At 64.7% G+C, this 21531-nt stretch carries 17 protein-coding genes; 8 read left to right on the top strand and 9 right to left on the bottom strand.

All coding sequences use genetic code 11. The features are described 5' to 3' along the window. Positions 1-39 precede the first annotated feature (39 nt). Entirely contained in the window at positions 40-1533 is a 1494-nt protein-coding gene (locus RQP55_RS10680) for an MFS transporter (RefSeq protein ID WP_315610183.1), read from the top strand. 160 nt (positions 1534-1693) lie between these two features. Here RQP55_RS10680 and RQP55_RS10675 read toward each other — a convergent pair whose 3' ends face one another. The 5 genes from RQP55_RS10675 to RQP55_RS10655 form a co-directional block, all read right to left on the bottom strand. Further along, positions 1694-3622: a TonB-dependent receptor domain-containing protein gene (locus RQP55_RS10675; protein WP_315610182.1), complete on the bottom strand. Its 1929-nt coding sequence runs from the start codon at positions 3620-3622 to the stop codon at positions 1694-1696. Between the two features lie 72 nt (positions 3623-3694). After that, positions 3695-4249: a VOC family protein gene (locus RQP55_RS10670; RefSeq protein WP_315610181.1), complete on the bottom strand. Its 555-nt coding sequence runs from the start codon at positions 4247-4249 to the stop codon at positions 3695-3697. Beyond that, positions 4246-5334: a 4-hydroxyphenylpyruvate dioxygenase gene (hppD, locus tag RQP55_RS10665; protein ID WP_315610180.1), complete on the bottom strand. Its 1089-nt coding sequence runs from the start codon at positions 5332-5334 to the stop codon at positions 4246-4248. Before hppD ends, RQP55_RS10670 begins: the two co-directional genes overlap by 4 nt. Before the next feature lie 217 nt (positions 5335-5551). Further along, positions 5552-6541, bottom strand: coding sequence for an agmatine deiminase family protein (locus RQP55_RS10660; RefSeq protein ID WP_315610179.1), 990 nt, complete (start codon positions 6539-6541; stop codon positions 5552-5554). After that, complete coding sequence (locus tag RQP55_RS10655; protein ID WP_315610178.1) at positions 6541-8199, bottom strand: M28 family metallopeptidase; 1659 nt, start codon at positions 8197-8199, stop codon at positions 6541-6543. The genes RQP55_RS10660 and RQP55_RS10655 overlap by 1 nt, the downstream gene beginning before the upstream one ends. A gap of 77 nt (positions 8200-8276) precedes the next feature. Between RQP55_RS10655 and RQP55_RS10650 the strand changes: the two genes are divergently transcribed. The 6 genes from RQP55_RS10650 (at position 8277) to RQP55_RS10625 (ending at position 16124) form a co-directional block, all read left to right on the top strand. After that, positions 8277-10988, top strand: coding sequence for a bifunctional [glutamine synthetase] adenylyltransferase/[glutamine synthetase]-adenylyl-L-tyrosine phosphorylase (locus tag RQP55_RS10650; RefSeq protein WP_315610177.1), 2712 nt, complete (start codon positions 8277-8279; stop codon positions 10986-10988). After that, on the top strand, positions 10988-11455 hold the full coding sequence (locus tag RQP55_RS10645; RefSeq protein WP_315610176.1) for a peroxiredoxin: 468 nt from the start codon (positions 10988-10990) through the stop codon (positions 11453-11455). Before RQP55_RS10650 ends, RQP55_RS10645 begins: the two co-directional genes overlap by 1 nt. Then, positions 11452-12249: a ferritin-like domain-containing protein gene (locus RQP55_RS10640; RefSeq protein WP_315610175.1), complete on the top strand. Its 798-nt coding sequence runs from the start codon at positions 11452-11454 to the stop codon at positions 12247-12249. The genes RQP55_RS10645 and RQP55_RS10640 overlap by 4 nt, the downstream gene beginning before the upstream one ends. A 181-nt stretch (positions 12250-12430) precedes the next feature. Beyond that, positions 12431-13099 carry a M23 family metallopeptidase gene (locus RQP55_RS10635; protein WP_315610174.1) on the top strand — a complete coding sequence of 223 codons (669 nt, stop codon included), beginning with the start codon at positions 12431-12433 and terminating at the stop codon, positions 13097-13099. A gap of 158 nt (positions 13100-13257) precedes the next feature. After that, on the top strand, positions 13258-14808 hold the full coding sequence (locus tag RQP55_RS10630) for an acyl-CoA synthetase (RefSeq protein WP_315610173.1): 1551 nt from the start codon (positions 13258-13260) through the stop codon (positions 14806-14808). 5 nt (positions 14809-14813) lie between these two features. Beyond that, on the top strand, positions 14814-16124 hold the full coding sequence (locus RQP55_RS10625; protein ID WP_315610172.1) for a cytochrome P450: 1311 nt from the start codon (positions 14814-14816) through the stop codon (positions 16122-16124). Here the strand turns inward: RQP55_RS10625 and RQP55_RS10620 are convergent. Beyond that, on the bottom strand, positions 16121-16249 hold the full coding sequence (locus tag RQP55_RS10620) for a hypothetical protein (protein WP_315610171.1): 129 nt from the start codon (positions 16247-16249) through the stop codon (positions 16121-16123). The genes RQP55_RS10625 and RQP55_RS10620 overlap by 4 nt on opposite strands. A 42-nt stretch (positions 16250-16291) precedes the next feature. Beyond that, positions 16292-16834: a pseudouridine synthase gene (locus RQP55_RS10615; protein WP_315610170.1), complete on the bottom strand. Its 543-nt coding sequence runs from the start codon at positions 16832-16834 to the stop codon at positions 16292-16294. Positions 16835-16972: 138 nt separating this feature from the next. Here RQP55_RS10615 and RQP55_RS10610 point away from each other — a divergent pair, with 138 nt between their 5' ends. Continuing rightward, positions 16973-18826: a DUF885 domain-containing protein gene (locus tag RQP55_RS10610; RefSeq protein WP_315610169.1), complete on the top strand. Its 1854-nt coding sequence runs from the start codon at positions 16973-16975 to the stop codon at positions 18824-18826. A gap of 4 nt (positions 18827-18830) precedes the next feature. On the opposite strand, the gene RQP55_RS10605 is transcribed toward RQP55_RS10610, so the two are convergent. Both RQP55_RS10605 and katG read right to left on the bottom strand, forming a co-directional pair. After that, the gene (locus RQP55_RS10605; protein ID WP_315610168.1) at positions 18831-19184 is read right to left on the bottom strand and encodes a c-type cytochrome; all 354 of its coding nucleotides are present in this window, start codon (positions 19182-19184) and stop codon (positions 18831-18833) included. A 77-nt stretch (positions 19185-19261) separates the two neighbouring features. After that, positions 19262-21472, bottom strand: coding sequence for a catalase/peroxidase HPI (katG, locus tag RQP55_RS10600; protein ID WP_315610267.1), 2211 nt, complete (start codon positions 21470-21472; stop codon positions 19262-19264). Positions 21473-21531: the final 59 nt, after the last annotated feature.

Raw genomic sequence — 21531 nt, 5'->3', positions numbered from 1 at the left:
GCGGGCATGCCAGCCCTGCTGGCCATAAAGGGGAGAGCTATGGGCATCGAAAAACCGCGGCAAAGCTGGGCCGGATTGTTGAACATCAGCTTCGGCTTCTTCGGCATCCAGATCGGCTTCGCGTTGCAGAACGCAAATATGAGCCGTGTTTTCCAGTCGCTTGGCTCGTCGATTGATGATCTGCCCGCGCTGTGGGTCGCGGCCCCGCTGACCGGCCTGCTGGTCCAGCCGATCATCGGCCATCTCTCTGACAAGACCTGGCTGGGCCGCCTTGGCCGCCGCCGGCCCTTCTTCCTGCTTGGCGCCGTGCTGGCCGCGCTGTCGCTGCTGGCCATGCCTGCAAGCAACGTGCTGCTGATGGCAGCCGTGCTGCTGTGGGTGCTGGATGCCAGCCTGAACATTTCGATGGAGCCGTTCCGCGCCTTCGTCGGCGATATGCTGCGCAAGGACCAGCACACTGCGGGTTATGCCGTGCAAACCGCCTTCATCGGTGCGGGCGCGGTGGTCGGCTCGATCTTTCCGTATCTGCTGGATCACTGGGGCGTCGCCAACGAGGCGCCACTGGGCCAGATCCCGGATACCGTGCGCTATTCTTTCTGGGCCGGCGGTCTGGCGCTGTTTGCCGCTGTGCTGTGGACCGTGCTGACCACCAAGGAATACTCACCCGAAGAAATGCGCACCTTTGGCGAGGCCGCAGATGCCGAGGCCCCGACCCTGCGCGCCCTGGCAGACCGCAACACGGGCGGTCCGTTCTGGTGGATCGCCAGCGGCGGCCTGTTGGCCCTGGCGACCGAGCAGTGGGGCCTGGAAAAGGAAGTCTACCTTCTGGCCATGCTGCTGGTTGGCTATGGCGTGCTGAGCTACCTTGCGATCCGGCTGGCCCGGGCCGGCAAGGGCGCCAACATGCTCACTGCCATCGTCGGCGATTTCTCAGGCATGCCGGACATCATGCAGAAGCTGGCGGTGGTTCAGTTCTTCTCTTGGTCGGCACTGTTCATCATGTGGATCAACACCACACCGGTCGTTGCCCAGAACTTCTTCGGATCGGGCGATCCGGCCAGCGCCGCCTATCAGGAAGGCGGCAACTGGGTCGGCCTGCTCTTTTCCGTCTATAACGGCGTCGCGGCGATCGCCGCGCTGACGCTGCTGCCGCTGCTTTCGCGCCGGATCGGCAAGGCCAGGACCCACATCGCGTGCCTGCTGGCGGGGGCTGCAGGGTTCGCCAGCTTCTTCATCTTTACCTCGGCGGAATACCTGATCATCAGCGAGATCGGCATTGGCATTGCGTGGGCTTCGATCCTGGCCATGCCCTATGCGATCCTGGCGAGCAGCCTGCCGCAGGCCAAGCTGGGCATCTACATGGGGCTGTTCAACGTCTTCGTGGTGGTGCCGCAGCTGCTGGTCGCCACGGTGATGGGTTCGATCATGAAGGCCTTTTTCCCCGACCAGCCGATCTGGACCATGGCTTTCGCCGCGGTCACGCTGGTGCTGGCCGCAGCGGCGATGCTGCGCGTGAAGGTGCCTGGGGAATAACCGGGCTAAACCCATAGCTCTTCCGGTTGGGGGCTGGAGTTGGCGCGGGCTATTATGCACACGCCCCCAAAAACCATTGTCTCCCGCATCCCCGCTCACCCTGAGCGGGTTGAGGGGCGGGTGTGGTTGGTCCGGGTTAATTCGCCGCGCCGGCAGTTACCTAAAAGTCGGCGACGAGCTGGAGCGTCACCGTGCGCGGGTTGGAATAGGTGAACCCGCCAGACGCATTCACATTCCAGCTGTATTCGTTGAAGGCATTGAGCACCACGGGGCGCAGCAGCCAGGTGCCGCCCGCCATCTTGAACCGATAGCGCGCGCCCAGATTGAGCGTGGCGCGCGGCGGGGCGAGCAGCGTGTTGGCGGCATTGCCCATCCGGCTCGACAGGCTTTCGACTGTTGCATCGAAGGACAGCGGCCCATGCCCGCCATCCATCCGCCAATCGAGCGTTGCGACCGAGCGACGACGGATCTGGCCGACCGGCCGCGGCCCTATCAGCCGGCTATCAACCGCTTCGCCCGAAATCGTTGGGTCGAGGAACAGCGAGCCGCTGACGACCGTAAGCCCGGGGGCGAGCTGACCAGTCAGCGACAGCTCCACCCCGCGGTTGGTCAGGGTGCCAAGCTGGCGATAGCGCAGCGACGGATCGAGGTTGTAATAGGGCTTGCGGATCGAAAAGGCCCCGGCGATCAATGTCAGGCGCGGCGTAACTGCCCAGCGCGCGCCGGCCTCAACCTGGCTGGTGCGCAGCGCTGGCGGCGCTTCTGACCGGTTGGTCGCGATATCCGGAGCGACCAGGGCCTCTTCCTGTCCGCGCGTGTAAGCGGCGTAAACCGACAGCCCTCGTGCAAGATGGACCGAACCGGCCACGTTTAGCAGCAGCGGATTGTCGCGCGTCACCGGATCGACTTGCGCCGCATCGGCAAAATCAAGCGCCTTGCGGTAGCGGCTCTTGGATAGGCCCAGATCAAGGCTGAAGTGCTGCGGCGATACAACCGACCACGAAACGCCACCCGTAATCTGGCGCACCTCATCCCGGTTCTTGGCCCCTTGGGTCCAGTTCGGTTCACTGCGCAGGTCAGGCCGCAGGATCGTTGAGGCACCCAGCGCCAGCACGCTGCCGCCACCAAAATCACGATTGCGCGCGCGACCACGGACCGAAGCGATCAGGCGATGGTTGACTGTGCCGCCAACCCATTCCTTGATCAGGCGCATTTCGCCCGACCACGATCCATCATAATTGTCCTGCTCGGCAATAATCCGGCGGTTGGCAACCGAACCATCACTCGCCACGCCGCGCATCAGGTCGGCATAGGTGCTGTGCTGGTCCTTGGCCGAGTAAAACAGCCCCGCCTCCAGCCGAGCCCCCAACAGCGGCGTTTTGACGATTGCGCCCCCGGTCCACAGGTCCTGATTGCGGCTGGCCCAGGGCTGGCTCAGGTCAAGGCCGCGCTCGGCCTTGGGCGGAGGGGTGGTGCCCGCCGGATAGTAATAGGGCCGCAGTTCGTCGCTGCGGTAAATGAAATCGCCAAGGAACAGCAGCAGCTCGGTGCCCGTCCGCGGCCGCCAGGCCGAAGTAAAGCCCCAGGTGCGATACCGGCTGTGCCCGCCTTCGAACCGGGTCGCATTGCGAAAGCCCACCCCGCCCGACAGCCCAAAGGTGCCGGTTAGCGGCTGCTTGAACTCGAACGAACCACCGGGCCCTATCGCGTTGGACGAGCCCAGTTCGGCATTGATGCTATAGCTGGTGTCCTTGCGTGGCTGGGTCAGGTTATAGTCGACCAGGCCGGTCGGAGCGGGAAAGGGATAGCGCAGTGCAGCAGCCCCAACCCGGATCGTGTTGCCATCGGCCAGGCGCGATGAAATCCGCTCAACCTGGTCGAAATAGAGCCCTTCCAGCCGCATGTTTCCGGCATCGACCGGATTGAACCCCCGCACGTCTTCACTGTTGTAAAGTCCGGTCTTCTCGCTGCCGACCGAGCGGCCAAAAGCATCGCTCGATTGGGTCGCGGCGTTGTCACCCGCGCGCTGGGCCAGGGCCGGAGCGGAAACAGTGGCGAGGCAGAGCGGGATCAAGACAAGCGAGCGCACGCGCGGCCCTTAGCCGATTAATTGCACGATGAAACCCTAAGAACCAAGGCAATCCGTCTCTTGCCGGCAATATCAGCTGTCGCCGCGCTCAGCCGGATCTTCATGCAGCCAGGCGGCATGGCGCGGGGCGCGCTTGGTTTCGCTCCATTCGTGGAGCATGGCCGGGGCGACTGCCGCCAGTTCGGCATACTGATCGGGCGTACCGATATCGCAGGCCAATTCCAGCCGGTGGCCATTGGGATCGAAGAAATAGATCGAGCGGAAGATGCCGTGATAGGTTGGCCCCAGAACCTCGACGCCCTGCGCCTCAATGTGCGCCTTGGCTGCCAGCAGCGCATCCAGATCCGGCACCTTGAAAGCCAGGTGCTGGACCCAGGCCGGGGTATTCGGATCCCTGCCCATCTCCGGCTGGTTGGGCAGCTCGAAGAAGGCCAGCACATTGCCCCCGCCGCAATCGAGGAAGACATGCATGTAGGGATCGAATTCGCCGGTCGAGGGCACGTGATCCTCGGCAAAGGCGGTCGTATAGCGCATGCCCAGCACGCGGCTGTACCACTCCACCGTCTCCTTCGCGTCGCGGCAGCGATAGGCGACATGGTGGATGCGCTCGAGCTGGATCGCGCTCATTGCTCCGCCCCTTCAACCTGCAGCGCGCCGCGGCGGATCTGGTCCGCCTCGATCGACTTGAACAGGGCAGTAAAGTTGCCCTCGCCAAAGCCTTCATCCTTCTTGCGCTGGATGAATTCGAAGAAGACCGGGCCAATCATGGTCTGGCTGAAGATCTGCAGCAGCAGGCGCGGATCGTCATTGGCGGTCGAGCCATCAAGCAGGATGCCGCGCTTCTGCAATTCCGCTACCGGCTCGCCATGGCCGGGAAGACGCTCATCCAGCATCTCGTAATAGGTCGCGGGCGGCGCGGGCGCGAAGGGCGTGCCCAGCGCGGCCAGTCGGTCCCAGACGGCGTAGAGATCATCACAGGCAAAGGCGATGTGCTGGATCCCCTCGCCATTATAGGCGCGCAGGTATTCCTCGATCTGGCCGCCGCCGCCGGCGCCCTCTTCGTTCAGTGGAATGCGGATCTTGCCATCAGGCGCGGTCATCGCCTTGCTGGTCAGGCCGGTATATTCGCCCTTGATGTCGAAATAGCGGATCTCGCGGAAGCCGGCGATCCGCTCATAGAACGCGGCCCAGTGGGCCATGCGCCCGCCATAGACGTTGTGGGTCAGGTGATCGATCACGTGCAGCCCGGTACCAACCGGATGACGATCAACCCCCGGATGATAAATGAAGTCGATGTCATAGATCGACAGGTCATCTCCATAGCGGTCAATCAGGTAGATCATCGATCCGCCGATCCCGCGGAAGGCCGGCAGGCGCAGTTCCATCACCCCGGTGCGGCTTTCCACCGGCTCGGCCCCGCGCGCAATCGCCTCGGCATAAGCCTTGGCTGCATCACGCACCCGCCAGCCCATCCCGCAAGCCGAAGGGCCGTGTTCCTGCGCGAAGTACCAGGCCGGGCTCTTCGGTTCGTAATTGGCGATCAGGTTGATATCGCCCTGCCGCCACAACTGGACGTCCTTGGAGCGGTGACGGGCAATCTCGGTAAAGCCCATAGCGGCGAATACCGGTTCGAGCACGCCCTTTGCCGGCGCGCAGAATTCGACGAATTCGAACCCATCGAGGCCCAGCGGGTTTTCGAAAAGGTCGGCCATGGGGGGACTTGCTCCTGTCGCGCTTCCGGTTTCAATTGAAACTAAATGCGCATGAGGCCAGAGTCAAGGATTCGCAAGGATCGCTGGCGATTGAGCTGGCCCTTCGACAATCTCAGGGCGAGCGGGGCATAGGGTCAGCGGGCATGGCCCATCCACCTTGGCTTTTCTTACCGCTCCGGCTGAGCTTGTCGAAGCCGGGTCAGGCAAACAGCCTAAGTCAGAACTGCGGCATCTGCTGGCTGGCGCAGTGGAAGGAACCGCCACCGGCCAGCACCGCATCGGCCAGCACGCCCACCACCGCACGATCCGGGAACAGCGCCTGGATTGCCGCCACCCCTTCATCGTCGTGCTTCGTGCCATAGATCGGCACAACGACGACATGGCTGGTCACGGCAAAGTTCATGTAGCTGGCCGGCTCGATCCGCCCGCCATCGCTTTCCACCCGGCCCGGCGAAGGAACTTCGGCCACTTTCAGCCCGGCCGTCTCGGCGCGGCGCTTCGCATCGGCGTAAATCTCGGCATTCGGATCATCCGCGCCGGTCGCGCGCGGCAGTGCCAGCACCCCGGGCGCAACGAACCGCGCCAGGTTATCGACATGGCCATCGGTATGATCGTTGATCAGGCCATCGCCCAGCCACAGTACTTTGTCGAAGCCCAGATCGCGGGCCAGCCGCGCCTCAAGGTCGGCGCGCGACAGCTGGGGGTTGCGGTTCGGGTTCAGCAGGCACTGCTCGGTCGTGGCGACGAGGCCGGTGCCATCGCAATCCAGCGCCCCGCCCTCCAGGATCCAGTCAGCCGCAGCCACCGGCAGCCCGGCGCTTGACGCCAGTTCGGCGCCGATCTCCTGATCGCCATCCATCAGGTACTTGCCGCCCCAGCCGTTGAAGCCGAAGCGCTGGCCCAGCGGCTGGCCCTGGCGCTGCACAACCAGCGGCCCGGTATCGCGTAGCCAGACATCGCCATAGCGCCGCACTTCCAGCTTCACCGCCGCGCTGCACAGGGCGCTGGCGCGGGCCCGGTTGGCCTCATTCCGCACGATCAGGCGCACTTCCTGCCCGCTTTCGGCCACGGCATTGGCGAAAGCGGCGATCTGCTCCTGCGCGCGCTCCAGAAAGCCCGGCCATTCAACCGGATCATGCGGGAAGCCGATCCAGATCCAGTCCTGCGGATGCCATTCGGGCGGCATCCACACATTCGGATTTTCCATTACTTGCCGCCCTTCAGGCTCTTGTCGCGGATGCTGCGGAATTCGTCGGTCAGGTGCCAGTTCGGCCAGTCACTGGTCATCGCCAGGCTGCGGCCGAGGCGATAGAACAGCTCGCCATCCTGCAGCATGCCCGACCAGTCCCAATTGGGATCGAATTCGTCGGCCGGCCCGTGATAGGCTTCCTTGTTGTAGCGCTCAGCGGCGGCCTCGCCAGCGGCCTTGCCGCCCTTCACCCAGTCGCTTCCGCGGCCAAGGTTGAACATCGGCACGCCGCGCTTGGCCATGCTGAAGTGGTCCGAGCGATAGTAATAGCCACGCTCGATATCGCTTTCGGCCGATTGGGTCAGGCCCATCGCCCTGGTCACGGCCTTGACGTAGCGGGTCAGCTCGCTCTTGTCGCCGCCGACCACTTCGAAATCGCGCGAGGCAGAACCGGGCGATAGCGCATCCATGTTCACCCCGCCCACGGTCCTGGCCAGCGGATAGATCGGATTTGCGGCATAGTATTCGCTGCCGAGCAGGCCCGATTCCTCCAGCGCCACCGCCAGGAAGACCTGGCTGCGATCGGCCGGTCCGGCCTTGACGTTCGCTTCGGCCAGCGCCGCAAGCATGGCCGTGCCGGTGGCATTGTCGACCGCCCCATTGCAGATGTCATCGCCCTTTTCGTTGGCCTTGCAGCGACCAAGATGGTCCCAATGGCCGGTATAGAGGACATATTCATCCGGCCGCTTCTTGCCCAGCAGGATCCCGACCACGTTCTTCGACATGGCGGTGCGCAGCTGGTTGTCAAAGTTCAGGCTGGCCTTCAGCCCCAATGGCACGGCCTTGAACCCGCGCTGCTTGGCCGCGGCGGTCAGCCGGGCCAAGTCCTGCCCCGCGGCGGAGAGGATCGCTTCGGCCACTGGCTTCTGGATCCAGCCATTGGCTTCGGTCTGGTCCATGCCCTTGTTGGCCTTCTGGACAAAGTACTGCGCCCCGGTCCACGAGCTTTCGACCACGTTCCAGCCATAGGCCGCCGGGAACGTGTCATGGATGATCAACGCGCCGCGCGCACCCTGCCGGGCGGCTTCCTCAAACTTGTAGGTCCAGCGGCCGTAATAGGTCATCCGCCGTCCCTTGAACGGGCCTTCCTCGGTCGCGGTTTCAAAGTCCGCATCGTTGACCAGGATCACCGCGACCTTCCCCTTCATGTCGATCCCGGCATAGTCATTCCAGCCGAGTTCAGGGGCATTGATCCCGAAGCCGACAAAGACCAGCTCCGCATCGGCAATCGCGGTACGATCGACCGCGCGATAGGATCCGGCAACGAAATCCTTGCCCGGCGCGAACAGCATGGTCTGGGTGCCACCGGTGATCGCCAGGCCCGCCACGTTGTTCGCAGTGATCTCAACGATCGGCACGTCCTGCGTCCACGAACCCTTGTTGCCGGGCTGCAGGCCGGCAGCCTTGAACCGGTCGATCAGGTAGGCAACCGTCTTCTGCTCACCCGCGGTGCCGGGCGCGCGGCCCTCGAATTCGTCGGAAGACAGGGTCTTCACCATCTCGGCCAGCGCCGGCTGGTTCAGCGCTACCGGCTGAACCACGGGGACCGGCGGGGCCTTTGCCTGGGCAGCGGCAGGGATCATCAGGGAGGCAAGCAGCAGGGCGCGGAGTTTCATCTTTGCACTAACCTTTCGGAGCGACAGTTTGGTCCGCCGATTGACAGAGCCGCGCCCCCTTCGCAAGCACAGGCAGGATGAAAGCCGACTGGACCTATGCCCTGGCCCGCGCCCGTGGCCACGCTCCCTATCTGGAGCGGGGGCTAGCGCGCTTGCCTGAACTGGAAGCGCTGCTCGCAGCCGGAGACGGCGAAGCCGCGCTCGATTGGGCCAAGCGCGCGGGTGAAGGCGCGCCCTCGGTCGGTTCCGCCTTGCGGCGCGAGAAGTTGGCGCTGGCCGTGGCACTGGCCGTGGGTGACCTGGCGGGTGCCTTCCCGCTGCTGCGGGTAACAGGGGAGCTCTCCGCCTTTGCCGACCGCGCCCTTGATGCCGCAATTGCCGAGGCTATCCGCCGCCGCGTACCCGATGCCGAACCCGCCGGGTTCCTGGCCCTCGCATTGGGCAAGCACGGCGCGCAGGAGCTGAACTACAGCTCCGACATCGATCCGATCCTGCTTTACGATCCCGCCCTGCTTCCCCGGCGTGACCGGGATGAGCCGGGTGAAGCGGCGCAGCGCGTGGCACGCAGCCTGATGGAGCTGATGAGCCATGTCGATGATGAAGGTTATGTCTTCCGCGTCGATCTGCGGCTGCGTCCGGCGAGCGAGGTCAGCCCGCTGGCAATCCCGATCGGCGCGGCGCTGACACACTATGAAAGCTCAGCCCTGGCCTGGGAACGCGCCGCTTTTATCCGTGCGCGGGCTTGTGCCGGAGATATTGCGGCGGGTGAGGCTTTCCTTACCGCAATCCGCCCCTTTGTCTGGCGCAAGAGCCTCGACTTCGGGGCAATTGCCGAAGTTGGGCGGCTGACCGGGCGAATTCGGGCCAATCACCACGGGCCGACCGCACCCGGTCCGGGCTTTGATCTGAAGAAGGGCCGTGGCGGCATCCGCGAGGTCGAATTCTTCGCCCAGATCCACCAGCTGATCCACGGCGGTCGCAATCCGGCACTGCGCCTGCGCGGGACCCGCGCCAGCCTCGATGCCCTGGCCGCAGCCGGGATCATCGATGGCGGCGATGCCGCGCTGCTGGGCGAAAGCTATGACCGGCTGCGTGTGATCGAACACCGGCTGCAGATGGTGGCTGACCACCAGACCCACAGCCTGCCGATCGATCCTGCCGCGCTCGATAATGTCGCGCAGCTGGATGGCCTGGCCGATGGCGCCGCGCTGGTGGCGGAGCTGGCCGAAATCACCGAAGCCGTCGGCCAGCGGTACGACCGGCTGGTGGCCGAACACGCGGGGGAGCAGACCAGCGTTGCCGTTTCCGCCCCGCGCAGCGGCGCCGCGCTGGCAGCAGAGATCGCGCGGCTTGGTTTTCCGGAGCCGGATGCCTTGGCCGACCGGATCGAGGGCTGGCGCAGCGGCAAGCTGCGGGTGCTGCGCAGCGAGGCCGCCCGCGCCGCCTTTGATGCGGTCCAGCCGCGCCTGCTGGCCGCCTTTGCCGCTGCGCCCGAGCCGCTCCATGCCCTGCTGCGGTGGGAGCAATTGCTTTCCAATCTGCCGAGCGCGGTCAACCTGTTCCGCTTGCTTGAGGCCCGGCCCGGCCTGGCCGATCTGGTCGCCCGGGTGCTGTGCCTCGCCCCGCCGCTGGCCGATGCCCTGGCGCGGCGGGCAGACCTGCTCGATCCGCTGATCGACGCCAGCGCCTTTGACCTGCCGGGTGCGGTTGACGATCTGGCCGAGGTCATGGCCCGCGGCGAGGCCGGTGACGATTACGAAGCCCTGCTCGGCCGGGTTCGCCGCAAGGTGGGCGAAATCCGCTTCGCGCTGGGCGTCCAGCTGATTGAAGGCACGCGCGATCCGATGGAGATTGGCCAGGCGCTCAGCCGGGTGGCCCAGGCCGCGATCCAGGTTCTGGCCCGCGCCGCCACGGCCGAATTTGAGCGCGTGCATGGTAGGGTGCCGGGCGGTGAGCTGCTGATCGTTGGCTATGGCCGGCTGGGCGGTGGAGCGCTGACCCATGCCTCGGACCTGGATGTTGTCTTCCTGTTTACTGGCGACCACGCTGCGGAAAGCGAGGGCGACCGCCCGCTGGGCGCGACGCTCTATTTCAACCGGCTGGCCCAGCGGGTGATTGCGGCGCTCTCTGTCCCCACGGCTGAGGGCGCGCTGTACGAAGTTGATACCCGTTTGCGCCCCTCTGGCGCGCAGGGACCGATGGCGGTCAGCCTCGATTCCTTCGAACGCTATCAGCGTGAGAGCGCCTGGACCTGGGAGCATATGGCCCTTGCCCGCGCGCGGCCGCTGTATGGATCGGATGCGGCCCGCGACCAGTTGGCCGGCATCATCCGCGGCGTGCTGGCGATGAAGCGCGATCCGACAAAGCTGCGTTCCGATGTGCTGGAAATGCGCGCCACGATGGCGCAGCACAAGCCGGCCAAGGGGCCCCTCGACGTCAAGCTGGCACGCGGCGGGCTGGTCGACGCGGAGTTCATTGTCCATTACCTGCAACTGCGCGATCACGTGGCGCTGGAGCCGTCGATCCCGGTCGCGCTGGCAGCGCTGGTTGCGGCGGGCAAGCTGGATCAGGCGATTCTGCCGACGCATCGCACCCTTGCCCGCTTCCTGATTGCCTCGCGCCTGCTTGCACCTGAAGGGACCGAACCCGACCCCGGCGCAAAGGCCGTACTTGCCAGCGCTTGCGAATCTGGCGATTGGCGCGCCCTGACTGACAAGCTTACCGAATCGCGCCGGATCCTGGCCGCGGCCTGGACCGCGACCTTCGGTGAAGAACTGGAGATCGAATAATGGCCATTGCCCCCGGTGACAGCCTGCCCGACGTGACCCTGGCCCGACCCGATGGCGCCGCCGTGCGCCCGGCCGACTATGCCGGACAGAAGTTGGTGCTGTTCTTCTATCCCAAGGATGACACTCCCGGCTGCACCACCGAGAACCTTGATTTCTCGGCCCTGTCGGCTGATTTCGCCAAGGCCGGCACAGCGCTGCTGGGGATCAGCAAGGATCCGCCCCAGAAGCACGCAAAGTTCATCGCCAAGCACGGTTTAACCGCGCCCTTGGCGAGCGACCCCGAAGAAGGCGGCCTGTCCGATGCGCTGGGCTTCTGGACCGAGAAATCGATGTATGGCCGCTCCTACATGGGCATGGTCCGTTCAACCGTGCTGGTCGGCACGGACGGCAAGGTTGCCCAGGTGTGGAGCCCGGTGAAGGTCAAGGGTCACGCCGCCGAAGTGCTGGAAGCGGCCAAGGCGTTGTGACCACCGTTGCCGCGGCCATCCGCGCCGCGCTGCTAACCGCAGACCCGACCGACAAGGCCTTTGCCGCCCGCGCGGTCGCGCGTGACTGGGTGGCCGATAAACTGGAATTCGTCTTCGACTGCGCCATGCCGGATCGTCCGGCCCGGCCGGCACAGCCCGAACTGCTGCCACCCAACCGCATGCCCAAGCGCAACAAGGCGGGCTCCGAACGCGGGCGGATCGCGCTGTGGCATTCGCTCGCCCATATTGAATTCGTCGCCATCGACCTCGCGCTCGACATGGCCGGACGGTTCGGGGCGGAGATGGGACCGGGCTTCGTTTCCGACTTTCTCTCGGTCGCAGCAGACGAAGCGATGCATTTCGCGCTGCTCGCACGCCGGCTGCGCAGCCTGGGATCGCATTATGGCGCCCTCCCGGCCCACGATGGGCTGTGGGATGCCGCCTTTGAAACGCGGCACGATGTCGCGGCGCGGCTGGCCGTGGTGCCGATGGTGCTCGAAGCACGCGGGCTGGATGTGACACCCCACACCCTCGAACGCATCCGCAGCCTGGGGGACGAAACCGGCGCGCGGGTCCTGCAACGAATCCTTGACGATGAAATCGCCCATGTTCGATTCGGGACAACTCATTTTATCGCTTTGGCCGAATCACGCGGAGAATCTCCGCAAATCCTATGGAAATCGTTGGTGACGACTCATTTTAGAGGGGCGATTAAGCCGCCATTCAACGACTCAGCGCGTCTCACTGCCGGTTTATCGCGCTCTTTCTACGAAGGGGTTGCGACATCGGAATGACGCCTCTTTAACCACGCCCAACGAGACGGCGGGGGGTCCGACCATCTCAAAATTCCAGTTGCAGGCCTTCGTGGCAGGCAAAGCATACAGGGGTCCGGGTGGACCGATCGGCAACGGTTGGCCTGCCTAACTTTAAGGTTTTTTAGTGGTCGGTTTCGCATTTATTGCCAAGGTTCGCAGCATGGTCGGCGGTCTCGCTGTCCTCGCCGCCCTTGGGCTTGCCACGCCGGCCCTGGCCAATGCCAGCGCCACGGCAGCCGATATCGCTGCCCCCCTGCGTGAAGCTCAGGCTGCAAAGTCTGGCGTGCACGGCGACGAAGAATTCCGCCGCCTCTTCGCGAGCTGGAGCAGCACTTCGAGCACTTCGGTGCCGGCGCGCCGCCGCACCGTATCGATCCCGTCGCGCATGCCGCTTGAAGGCGCCGGCCTGACCAGCAGCTTTGGCATGCGCACCCATCCGGTTCTCGGTGGTCGCCGCCAGCACAAGGGCATCGACCTTTCAAGCCCGATCGGGACACCGATCTATGCCACCGCCGATGGTGTGGTAACCCGGGCTGACTGGTACTCAAGCTATGGTCTTTACATCTCGCTCGATCACGGTGCCGCGCTGGAAACCCGCTATGGCCACCTTTCGCGCCTGAACGTTGCCGAAGGCCAGGCTGTCCGCAAGGGTGACTTGATCGGCTATGTTGGCTCGACCGGCCGTTCGACTGGCCCGCACCTGCATTATGAAGTCCGCATCGCCGGCACCGCTGTAAACCCGGTTCCCTACATGCAGGGCGATGCTTGGGGCGGCTCGCTCGCCGCCAAGGACGACGCAGGCTCTTCCGCCAAGGGCGGCAGCAAGTAAGCCATCACAGCATTGCGCAAGAAAGCAGGGCGACGGGCAACCGCCGCCCTTTTTCTTTGCGTAAGGGCCGCCCGCCATTCTTTTGCGCTTGCCGGGTTTAATCGACCGGTTAAAGTTACTCCCGGATGGTAACTGCCACCACTGGAGAGTGATTCCCGATGCATCCGTCGATCCATGCCAAGAGCAATCCCGACAAGCCCGCGATCATCATGGCCGGCAGCGGCCAGACGATCAGCTTTGCCGAGCTTGACCGCCGTTCCAACCAGGTGGCGCACCTGCTTCGCGCCCGCGGGATCAAGGTCGGCGATACGGTTGCCCTGTGCATGGAGAACCACCCCTGGTTCTTCTGCCTGACCTGGGGCTTCCAGCGTTCGGGCGTCCATTATGTCGGTATATCCAGCCGCCTCACCCCACCAGAGATTGCCTATATCCTTGAGGATAGCGGTGCGAAAATCCTGTTTGGCTCGGCCTATCTGGCCCCCACGCTCGATGACGTTGCGAAGCTGGCACCGCAAGTTGAGCAGTTGCGCTTTGACACGCCAGGTGCGCTTTCGGCGGAAGATGCCTTGGCCGGCATGCCCGAAACCCCGATCGCCGATGAGCGCGCCGGGGTCGACATGCTCTATTCCTCGGGCACGACCGGCCGGCCCAAGGGGGTGAAGATCCCCTTGCCCGAAGACCCGGCGATTGATCAGGCCAACGCACTGGTCGGGCTGACCATGATGGCCTTCGGGATCAAGCCGGATTCGGTCTACCTGTCCCCCGCCCCGCTGTACCACGCCGCGCCGCTGCGCTGGTCGATGACGATCCAGAAGCTGGGCGGCACCGTGGTGGTGATGGAAAAGTTCGATCCCGAAGCCGCGCTGGCCGCGATCGAGAAGTACAAAGTGACCGACAGCCAGTTCGTGCCGACGCACTTCGTCCGCATGCTCAAACTGCCCGAAGATGTCCGCAAGAAGTACGACACCTCCACCCTCAAATGCGCGATCCACGCCGCGGCACCCTGCCCGGTGCCGGTTAAGCAGGCGATGATCGAATGGTGGGGGCCGGTGATCTATGAATATTACGCCGGGACCGAGGGCAATGGCTTCACCTTCGTCACCAGCCCGGAATGGCTGCAAAAGCCGGGTACGGTCGGCAAGGCCCTGACCGGAATCATCCGCGTTTGCGACGAGAACGGCGACGAGGTGCCGCGCGGCACCGAAGGCCAGATCTTCTTCGAACCGACCGAAGGCATGGTTCCGTTCGAATACCACAACGATCCCGACAAGACCCGCGATGCGCGCAACAAGCACGGCTGGTCGAGCCTTGGCGATGTCGGTTACCAGGACGAGGACGGCTATCTGTTCCTGACCGACCGCAAGAGCTTCATGATCATCTCGGGCGGGGTCAACATCTACCCGCAGGAGATCGAGAACCTGCTGGTCACCCACCCCAAGGTGGCCGACGCCGCCGTGATCGGCGCGCCCGATCCGGAAATGGGCGAAAAGGTGGTCGCGGTGATCCAGCCGCTCAACATGGCCGAAGCCGGTGAGGCGCTGGCGGACGAAATCCGCACCTACCTTTCTGGCCAGCTCAGCCGCGTAAAGATGCCGCGCCAGATCGATTTCCGCGAACAGCTTCCGCGCGAACTGACCGGCAAGCTCTACAAGCGGCTGCTGCGTGATGAATACAAGGCGGCCTATGAAGCCGCGCAAGCCAAGGGGTAAGACCGATGACCGGACCCGTTGCCAGCCCCGCCGATGCCCTGGCGGTGATCGATCCCAAGTCCTATGCCGATTGGAACGCGGCGCTGGACCTGTTTGACCGGCTGCGGGCCGAAACCCCGGTCGTCAGGATCGAAAGCCCGACGAATGATCACGAGCCGTTCTGGCTGGTTACCAAGTATGACGATGTCATGCGCATTTCAAAGGACAATGCGACCTTCCTCAATGCCCCGCGTTCGGTGGTCTTCACCAATCGCGGGGGTGAAGCGCTGGCCCGCCAGGTCACCGCGCAGCAGGGCGACGAGAGCCCCAACCTTGTCGCATCGCTGGTTGCCATGGACGCGCCCAAGCACCCCAAGCTGCGCCGCCTGACGCAGGACTGGTTCATGCCCAAGAACCTGCGCAGCCTGGAAGGCCGGGTGCGCGAGCTGGCGGCGGCCACGGTCGATCGGTTCATCGCCGCCGGCGGGGAAACCGGCAGCGCAGACTTCGTTACCCATGTCGCCGCGCCCTATCCACTCCATGTCGTGATGCAGATCCTGGGCGTGCCCGAGGAAGACGAGCCGAAGATGCTGTTCCTGACCCAGCAGATGTTCGGTGGGCAGGACGAGGATCTTTCCAAAAGCGGCATGGCCGACATGACGCCTGAAATGATCAGCCAGATCGTGTTCGGGGCCGTGGCCGAATTCGAAACCTATTTCGAAGGCCTGGCCGCCCAGCGCCGCGCCAACCCCACCGATGATGTGGCAACCATCCTGGCCAATGCCGAAGTGGATGGTGAGCCGATCTCGGCCCGTGACCGCGCCGGCTATTACATCATCACCGCCAGCGCCGGGCACGATACCACCAGCGCCAGTACAGCCGGGGCGATGCTGGCCCTGGCCAAGGACCCGGAACAGTTCGCCAAGGTAAAGGCGGACCGCAGCCTGCTGGCCAATATCGTTGAGGAAGCGATCCGCTGGACCACGCCGGTGCAGCACTTCATGCGCATGGCCAATGCGGACGTCGAGCTTTCGGGCGTGAAGATCGCCAAGGGCGACTGGATCATGATCAACTATGTCGCCGCCAACCACGATCCCGCCCAATTCGACAATCCGCGCAAATTCGACGTGACCCGTGACCAGACCCGCCACCTCGCCTTCGGGGCGGGCGCGCACCAATGCCTGGGCCTGCACCTGGCGCGGCTGGAAATGAAGCTGCTGTTCGAAGCGCTGCTTGACCGGATCGAAAGCGTCGAACTGGCCGGCGAACCGCGCCGCGCCAAGAGCACCTTTGTCGGCGGGCTGAAGACCCTGCCGCTGCGCTTTACTGCGCGCTAGGCGGCCAACGGCAAGGGGTCATCGTCGGCGGGGCACTCTACCGCCTGGTTGCCCCAGTCGGCGGGGATGCCGGGGATGCTGGCGAGCCAGCTGATCCAGTCGAAGCGGGTTTCTGTCTGGTCCATGGTCCAAAAGGTCTCATGGCCGTGTTGCAGGATGATGACGGTCTAAATCTGCCGCCATTCCCCCGGCGCAATCCCATCGAGCGACCAATCGCCAATCGCCCAGCGCACCAGCCGCAAGGTGGGATGGCCAACCGCAGCCGTCATGCGCCGGACCTGGCGATTGCGGCCTTCGCTGATCGTCAGGCGCAGCCAGCCATCGGGCACGGTCTTGCGAAACCGCACCGGCGGATCGCGCGGCCACAGCTGCGGCGGATCGATCCGCTCGGCCTGGGCCGGACGGGTCATCCCGTCGTTGAGCATCACCCCCCCGCGCAACGCAGCCAGCGCCTCGTCAGTGATCTCACCCTCTACCTGGACAAGGTACGTTTTGGGTAATTTGAACTTCGGATCGGCAATCCGCGCCTGCAGCCGGCCGTCGTCGGTCAGCAGCAAGAGCCCCTCGCTATCGCGATCGAGCCTCCCGGCGGGATAGACAGCCGGCAGGTCGATATAGTCCGACAGGGTAGCCCGCGGGCTTCCAGCCGTACCGGCATCGGTGAACTGCGACAGCACGTTCATCGGCTTGTTGAAGGCAATCAGCGTCATCGCGGTCCGGCTTAGTGCGCCATTGGTCGAAGCGGAAGGGCGATTGGCAGGATCGCCAATGGCCTGTAGCGGTTAAACCGGCTTCAGCGGAATGGAGCAGCGCTCCATCAAGCGCGCCACAAGAGGGACTGAATCGACATGACCAAGCTTTCGACCCGCCCAATCTATGCCGGCCTTGCCGCCGCAACGCTCGCCCTGTTTGCCTCGACGGCCTTGTCCGCCCAGACCGCGCCGACCGCCCCCGCAGCGGCGAGCACCCAGGCCAGCGAGGATGCCCGGCTGACCCAGTTCCTCGACGCCGAATTCGCCGCCTATGTGAAGACTCAGCCGCAGCTCGCCACCCGCCTTGGCATCAAGGACGGCGGCGACAAGTGGAGCGACATCAGCGATGCTGCCGCCGATGCCCAGGTGGCCTGGCGCCAGGCCAGCGTGGCACGGATGAAGGCACAGTTCGATCGCGCCAGGCTCTCCCCCGAAGGCCAGGTCAACTATGACATCTGGGCGCTGGAAGCCGACCGGGCCGCGCTGAGCAACAAGAACCGTGTCTACCGGCCGCCGTTCTATTCGCGGCTCTATTCGGCGCACAGCCAGCTGCCGGACTTCCTGATCAACACGCATTCGGTTACCGATGCGACGGACCTGAACAACTACATTGCCCGGCTGCGCGGCATGCCGGCGGTGCTTGATCTTGCGCTCGCCCGCACCAAGGCCAGTGAACAGGCCGGGATCCGCGCGCCCAAGTTCCAGATCGAAACGATCATAGCCACCAGCGAAAAGCTGACCAGCGGCGCACCGTTCGGCCCCGGCCCGGATGCTGCGCTGTGGGCTGACGTCAAGGCCAAGACCGCTGCGCTGGTCAGCGCCGGCAAGCTTGGCCAGGCCGATGCCGACCTGCTGCTTGGTCAGGCGAAGGACGCGATCCTTGCCCTGAAGCCAGCCTATGGCCGCGTGATCGACTGGGCCAAGGGCAACCTCGCCACGGCCCCCAGCGGCAAGGTCGGCGCGGTAACCCTGCCAGGCGGGCTGGACTACTATGCCAACGAACTGAAGCTCGTCACCACCACCGACCTGACCGCGGACCAGATCCATCAGATCGGTCTCAAGGAGGTTGCCCGGATTGAAGCAGAGCAGGACGCGCTTGCCCGCCAGGCCGGGTTCAAGGACCGCGAAGCCTTCTACCAGGAACGCAAGCGGCTTTACCCACCGCAGCCCTTTACGGATGAAACCCGCGCCGAATACCTCAAGACTGCGAATGAATTCGTGGCCAATACCCGCAAGTTGCTGCCGGGCTATTTCGGCATGCTCCCGGCCTATGGGATCGAGGTAGTGCGCGAGCCGGCCTTTTCCGAAGTCCCCGGCGGTGCGGCCCATGCCAGCCAGCCCAGCCCCGATGGCAAGCGCCCGGCCCGAACCTATGTCCACCTTGTCGGCACCCGCCCAGATCCGGCGGCGCTCTACACCCTGATGTGCCACGAAGCTGTGCCCGGCCATAACACCCAGGGCGATATCCAGGTGCGCCAGCAAGGCGGGCCCAAGTTCCGCTCGGCCACCGGCTACGTCGCTTTTGGCGAAGGCTGGGGCCTCTATGCCGAGGCGGTCTGCAAGGAAATGGGCGCCTTCCCGGATATCGCGGCCGATTTCATGCGGCTTGACGCCGAACTGTTCCGCGCGGCTCGACTGGTGGTCGATACCGGCCTACACGCCAAGGGCTGGACCGAGGATCAGGCGGTGACTTACATGAACACCACCGGCCGCCAGCCGATCGAGCGCTCGCGTTCCGAAATCCGCCGCTATCTGACGCTGCCGGGCCAGGCGACGGGTTACAAGATCGGCATGCTCAAGATCATGGAACTGCGCGCGCGGGCCGAACAGAAGCTGGGCGCGAAGTTCGATGTAAAGGCCTTCCACGACCTGCTGATCGCTTCCGGCTCGCAGCCGCTCTCGATCCTTGAGCGCCGCGTTGATGAATGGATCGCCGCCCGCGCCGGGTAAACGATTACTTGAGCGTCAGCAGATAAGTAACCAGGGCCCGGCGCGCAGCCGGGTCCTGGATCCCGCCGAAGGGCATCCGGGTTCCGGGCACGGTCTTCTGCGGCGAAGCCAGCCAGCGATCAAGCGAGGCGGCATTCCAGGTGATCTTCGCCTTCTTGAGCGCTGGGCTATAGTCATAGCCCGGCAGGCTGCCAGCCTTGCGCCCGCCCACGCCGTGCAGGCTGGGGCCAAACACGGTCTTGCCCGGCTCGGTCGAATGGCACGATGCGCACTGCGCGAAGGCCGGCGGGCGGGACTGCCCCTGCACCGGGACAGCGGCCAGCATGGTCAGCAGCGGGATCAGGGCAAGGTCGCGCACGCTATTCTCCAATCTAGACGCGCAAGGGGCGATGACCGGCATTGCCAGCCATCGCCCCCTTTGCCGTTATCCGCGGATCAGAAGCGGTCCGCGTTCATCACCTTGGTCCAGGCCTTGATAAAGTCGGCCACGAACTTCTCCTTGGCGTCGTTCGAGGCGTAGACTTCGGCCACGGCCCGCAGTTCGGAGTTCGAACCGAAGACCAGATCCACTGGGGTGGCGGTCCACTTGGCCGCGCCGGTCGCACGGTCCTTGCCTTCATAAAGGCCCGGCGTCGCCGCCGACTTGTTCCAAACCGTGTCCATCGACAGCAGGTTGACGAAGAAGTCATTGGTCAGGCTGCCCGGACGGCTGGTAAAGACCCCCGCGGTCGAACCACCGGCATTGGCACCCAGCGCGCGCATCCCGCCAACCAGCACGGTCATTTCCGGCACGGTCAGGTTCAGCATGTCGGCCTTGTCGATCAGCGCCTCGGTCGGGCCAAAGTGGGCATCCGCGCCATAATAGTTGCGGAAGCCATCGGCGGTCGGCCGCAGGTCGTTAAGCGCCTTGGCATCAGCCTGGGTCGGCAGGGCATCGACCCGGCCCGGGGAGAACGGCACGGTCACGTCATGGCCGGCCGCCTTGGCCGCCTGTTCGATGCCAACAGTCCCGCCCAGCACGATCAGGTCGGCCAGCGAAACCTTCTTCGTCCCGCCCTTGTTGAACTCGGCCCGGATCGTTTCAAGCGAAGCCAGCACCTTGTTCAGCTCGGCCGGATCGTTGGCCGCCCAGGTCTTCATCGGTTCGAAGCGGATGCGGGCGCCGTTGGCCCCGCCGCGCATGTCGGTGGCCCGGAAGGTGGAGGCCGAAGCCCAGGCCGTGCGCACCAGTTCGGCCGTGCTCAGGCCCGAAGTGGCAATCCGCCCCTTAAGCGTGGCAACGTCCGCTGCATCCACTTGCGGATAGTCGGCCTTGGGCAGCGGTTCCTGCCAGGCGAAGGTCACCTTTGGGGCATCCTTGCCCAGATAGCGCGCCTGCGGACCCATATCGCGGTGAGTCAGCTTGAACCATGCGCGGGCGAAGGCGTCCGCGAATTCCTGAGGCTTCTTGTGCCAGCGCTGGGTGATCTTGCGGAACGCCGGATCCTCCTTGAGCGCAAGGTCGGTGGTGAACATGATCGGCGCGTGGCGCACACCGGCCCGATGCGCATCGGGCACCATGTTGGCAGCGGCACCGTCCTTCGGCACCCACTGGGTGGCACCGGCCGGGCTCTTGGTCTTGACCCATTCGAAGCCATAGAGGTTGTCGAGGTACTGGGTGGTCCAGGCAATCGGGTTGGCGGTCCAGGCGCCTTCCAGTCCGCTGGTGATCGTGTCTTCCGAATGGCCCTTGCCGCACTTGTTGACCCAGCCCTTGCCCTGCTGCTCAATGCTGGCCGTGCCCGGATCGTTGCCCACGCACTCTTCCGGCTTGCGGGCACCGTGGGCCTTGCCGAAGGTGTGGCCGCCCGCGATCAGCGCGGCGGTTTCTTCGTCATTCATCGCCATGCCGCCAAAAGCGCGACGGATATCAGCGGCAGCGGCCAACGGATCGGGAACGCCGTTCGGGCCTTCCGGATTGACGTAGATCAGGCCCATCTGGGTTGCAGCGAGCGGGCCCTTGAGGTTGCCCTTGGCATCGCGGCGTTCATCGGCCAGCAGCTTCTTTTCCGGGCCCCAGAACACCAGGTCCGGCTGCCAGGCATCGATGCGACCACCGGCAAAGCCCAGCGTCTTGAAGCCCATGTCTTCCATCGCGACAGTGCCGGACAGGATCATCAGATCGCCCCACGACAGCGCGCGGCCATACTTCTGCTTGATCGGCCAGACGAGGCGGCGGGCCTTGTCGAGATTGACGTTATCCGGCCAGGAGTTGAGCGGCTCAAAGCGCAGCTCACCGCCATCGGAACCACCGCGGCCGTCGCCCGAGCGATAGGTACCGGCGCTGTGCCAGGCCATGCGGATGAAGAACGGGCCATAGTGGCCGTAGTCGGCCGGCCACCACGGCTGCGAGGTGGTCAGCACCTTGCGGATGTCGGCCTTGACCGCATCAAGGTCGAGCTTCGCGAACTCGGCGGCATAGTTGAAGTCGGCGCCATAGGGGTTCGACTGGGCCTCGTTCTGGCGCAGCGAAGCCAGGTCGAGCGTCTTGGGGTACCATTCCTTGGCGGCATCGGTAGCCGGGGTGGCGGTTTCGGCCTGGGCGGTGCCGGCCAGCGCCAGCGGCGAAGCGGCGGCCATCAGCACGGCCAACGCGATCTTGCGCATCTGCATGGGGTATCTCTCCTCCTGTTTCGCTGGCACGGGCCAGCATGGAGGATCCGCTA

It is taken from the genome of Novosphingobium sp. APW14 (assembly GCF_032337075.1).
GTDB lineage: Bacteria > Pseudomonadota > Alphaproteobacteria > Sphingomonadales > Sphingomonadaceae > Novosphingobium.
Note: the sequence above shows the minus strand (reverse complement) of the source record. Positions and strands in the feature narration are given on the sequence as shown.

Excerpts from the sequence above, each read along its gene's own strand:
- RQP55_RS10680 (WP_315610183.1), top strand. The coding sequence starts at position 40 with ATGGGCATCGAAAAACCGCGGCAAAGCTGGGCCGGATTGTTGAACATC.
- RQP55_RS10670 (WP_315610181.1), bottom strand. The coding sequence starts at position 4,249 with ATGAGCGCGATCCAGCTCGAGCGCATCCACCATGTCGCCTATCGCTGC.
- hppD (WP_315610180.1), bottom strand. The coding sequence starts at position 5,334 with ATGGCCGACCTTTTCGAAAACCCGCTGGGCCTCGATGGGTTCGAATTC.
- RQP55_RS10660 (WP_315610179.1), bottom strand. The coding sequence starts at position 6,541 with ATGGAAAATCCGAATGTGTGGATGCCGCCCGAATGGCATCCGCAGGAC.
- RQP55_RS10655 (WP_315610178.1), bottom strand. The coding sequence starts at position 8,199 with ATGAAACTCCGCGCCCTGCTGCTTGCCTCCCTGATGATCCCTGCCGCT.
- RQP55_RS10650 (WP_315610177.1), top strand. The coding sequence starts at position 8,277 with ATGAAAGCCGACTGGACCTATGCCCTGGCCCGCGCCCGTGGCCACGCT.
- RQP55_RS10645 (WP_315610176.1), top strand. The coding sequence starts at position 10,988 with ATGGCCATTGCCCCCGGTGACAGCCTGCCCGACGTGACCCTGGCCCGA.
- RQP55_RS10635 (WP_315610174.1), top strand. The coding sequence starts at position 12,431 with ATGGTCGGCGGTCTCGCTGTCCTCGCCGCCCTTGGGCTTGCCACGCCG.
- RQP55_RS10630 (WP_315610173.1), top strand. The coding sequence starts at position 13,258 with ATGCATCCGTCGATCCATGCCAAGAGCAATCCCGACAAGCCCGCGATC.
- RQP55_RS10625 (WP_315610172.1), top strand. The coding sequence starts at position 14,814 with ATGACCGGACCCGTTGCCAGCCCCGCCGATGCCCTGGCGGTGATCGAT.
- RQP55_RS10620 (WP_315610171.1), bottom strand. The coding sequence starts at position 16,249 with ATGGACCAGACAGAAACCCGCTTCGACTGGATCAGCTGGCTCGCCAGC.
- RQP55_RS10615 (WP_315610170.1), bottom strand. The coding sequence starts at position 16,834 with ATGACGCTGATTGCCTTCAACAAGCCGATGAACGTGCTGTCGCAGTTC.
- RQP55_RS10610 (WP_315610169.1), top strand. The coding sequence starts at position 16,973 with ATGACCAAGCTTTCGACCCGCCCAATCTATGCCGGCCTTGCCGCCGCA.
- katG (WP_315610267.1), bottom strand. The coding sequence starts at position 21,472 with ATGCGCAAGATCGCGTTGGCCGTGCTGATGGCCGCCGCTTCGCCGCTG.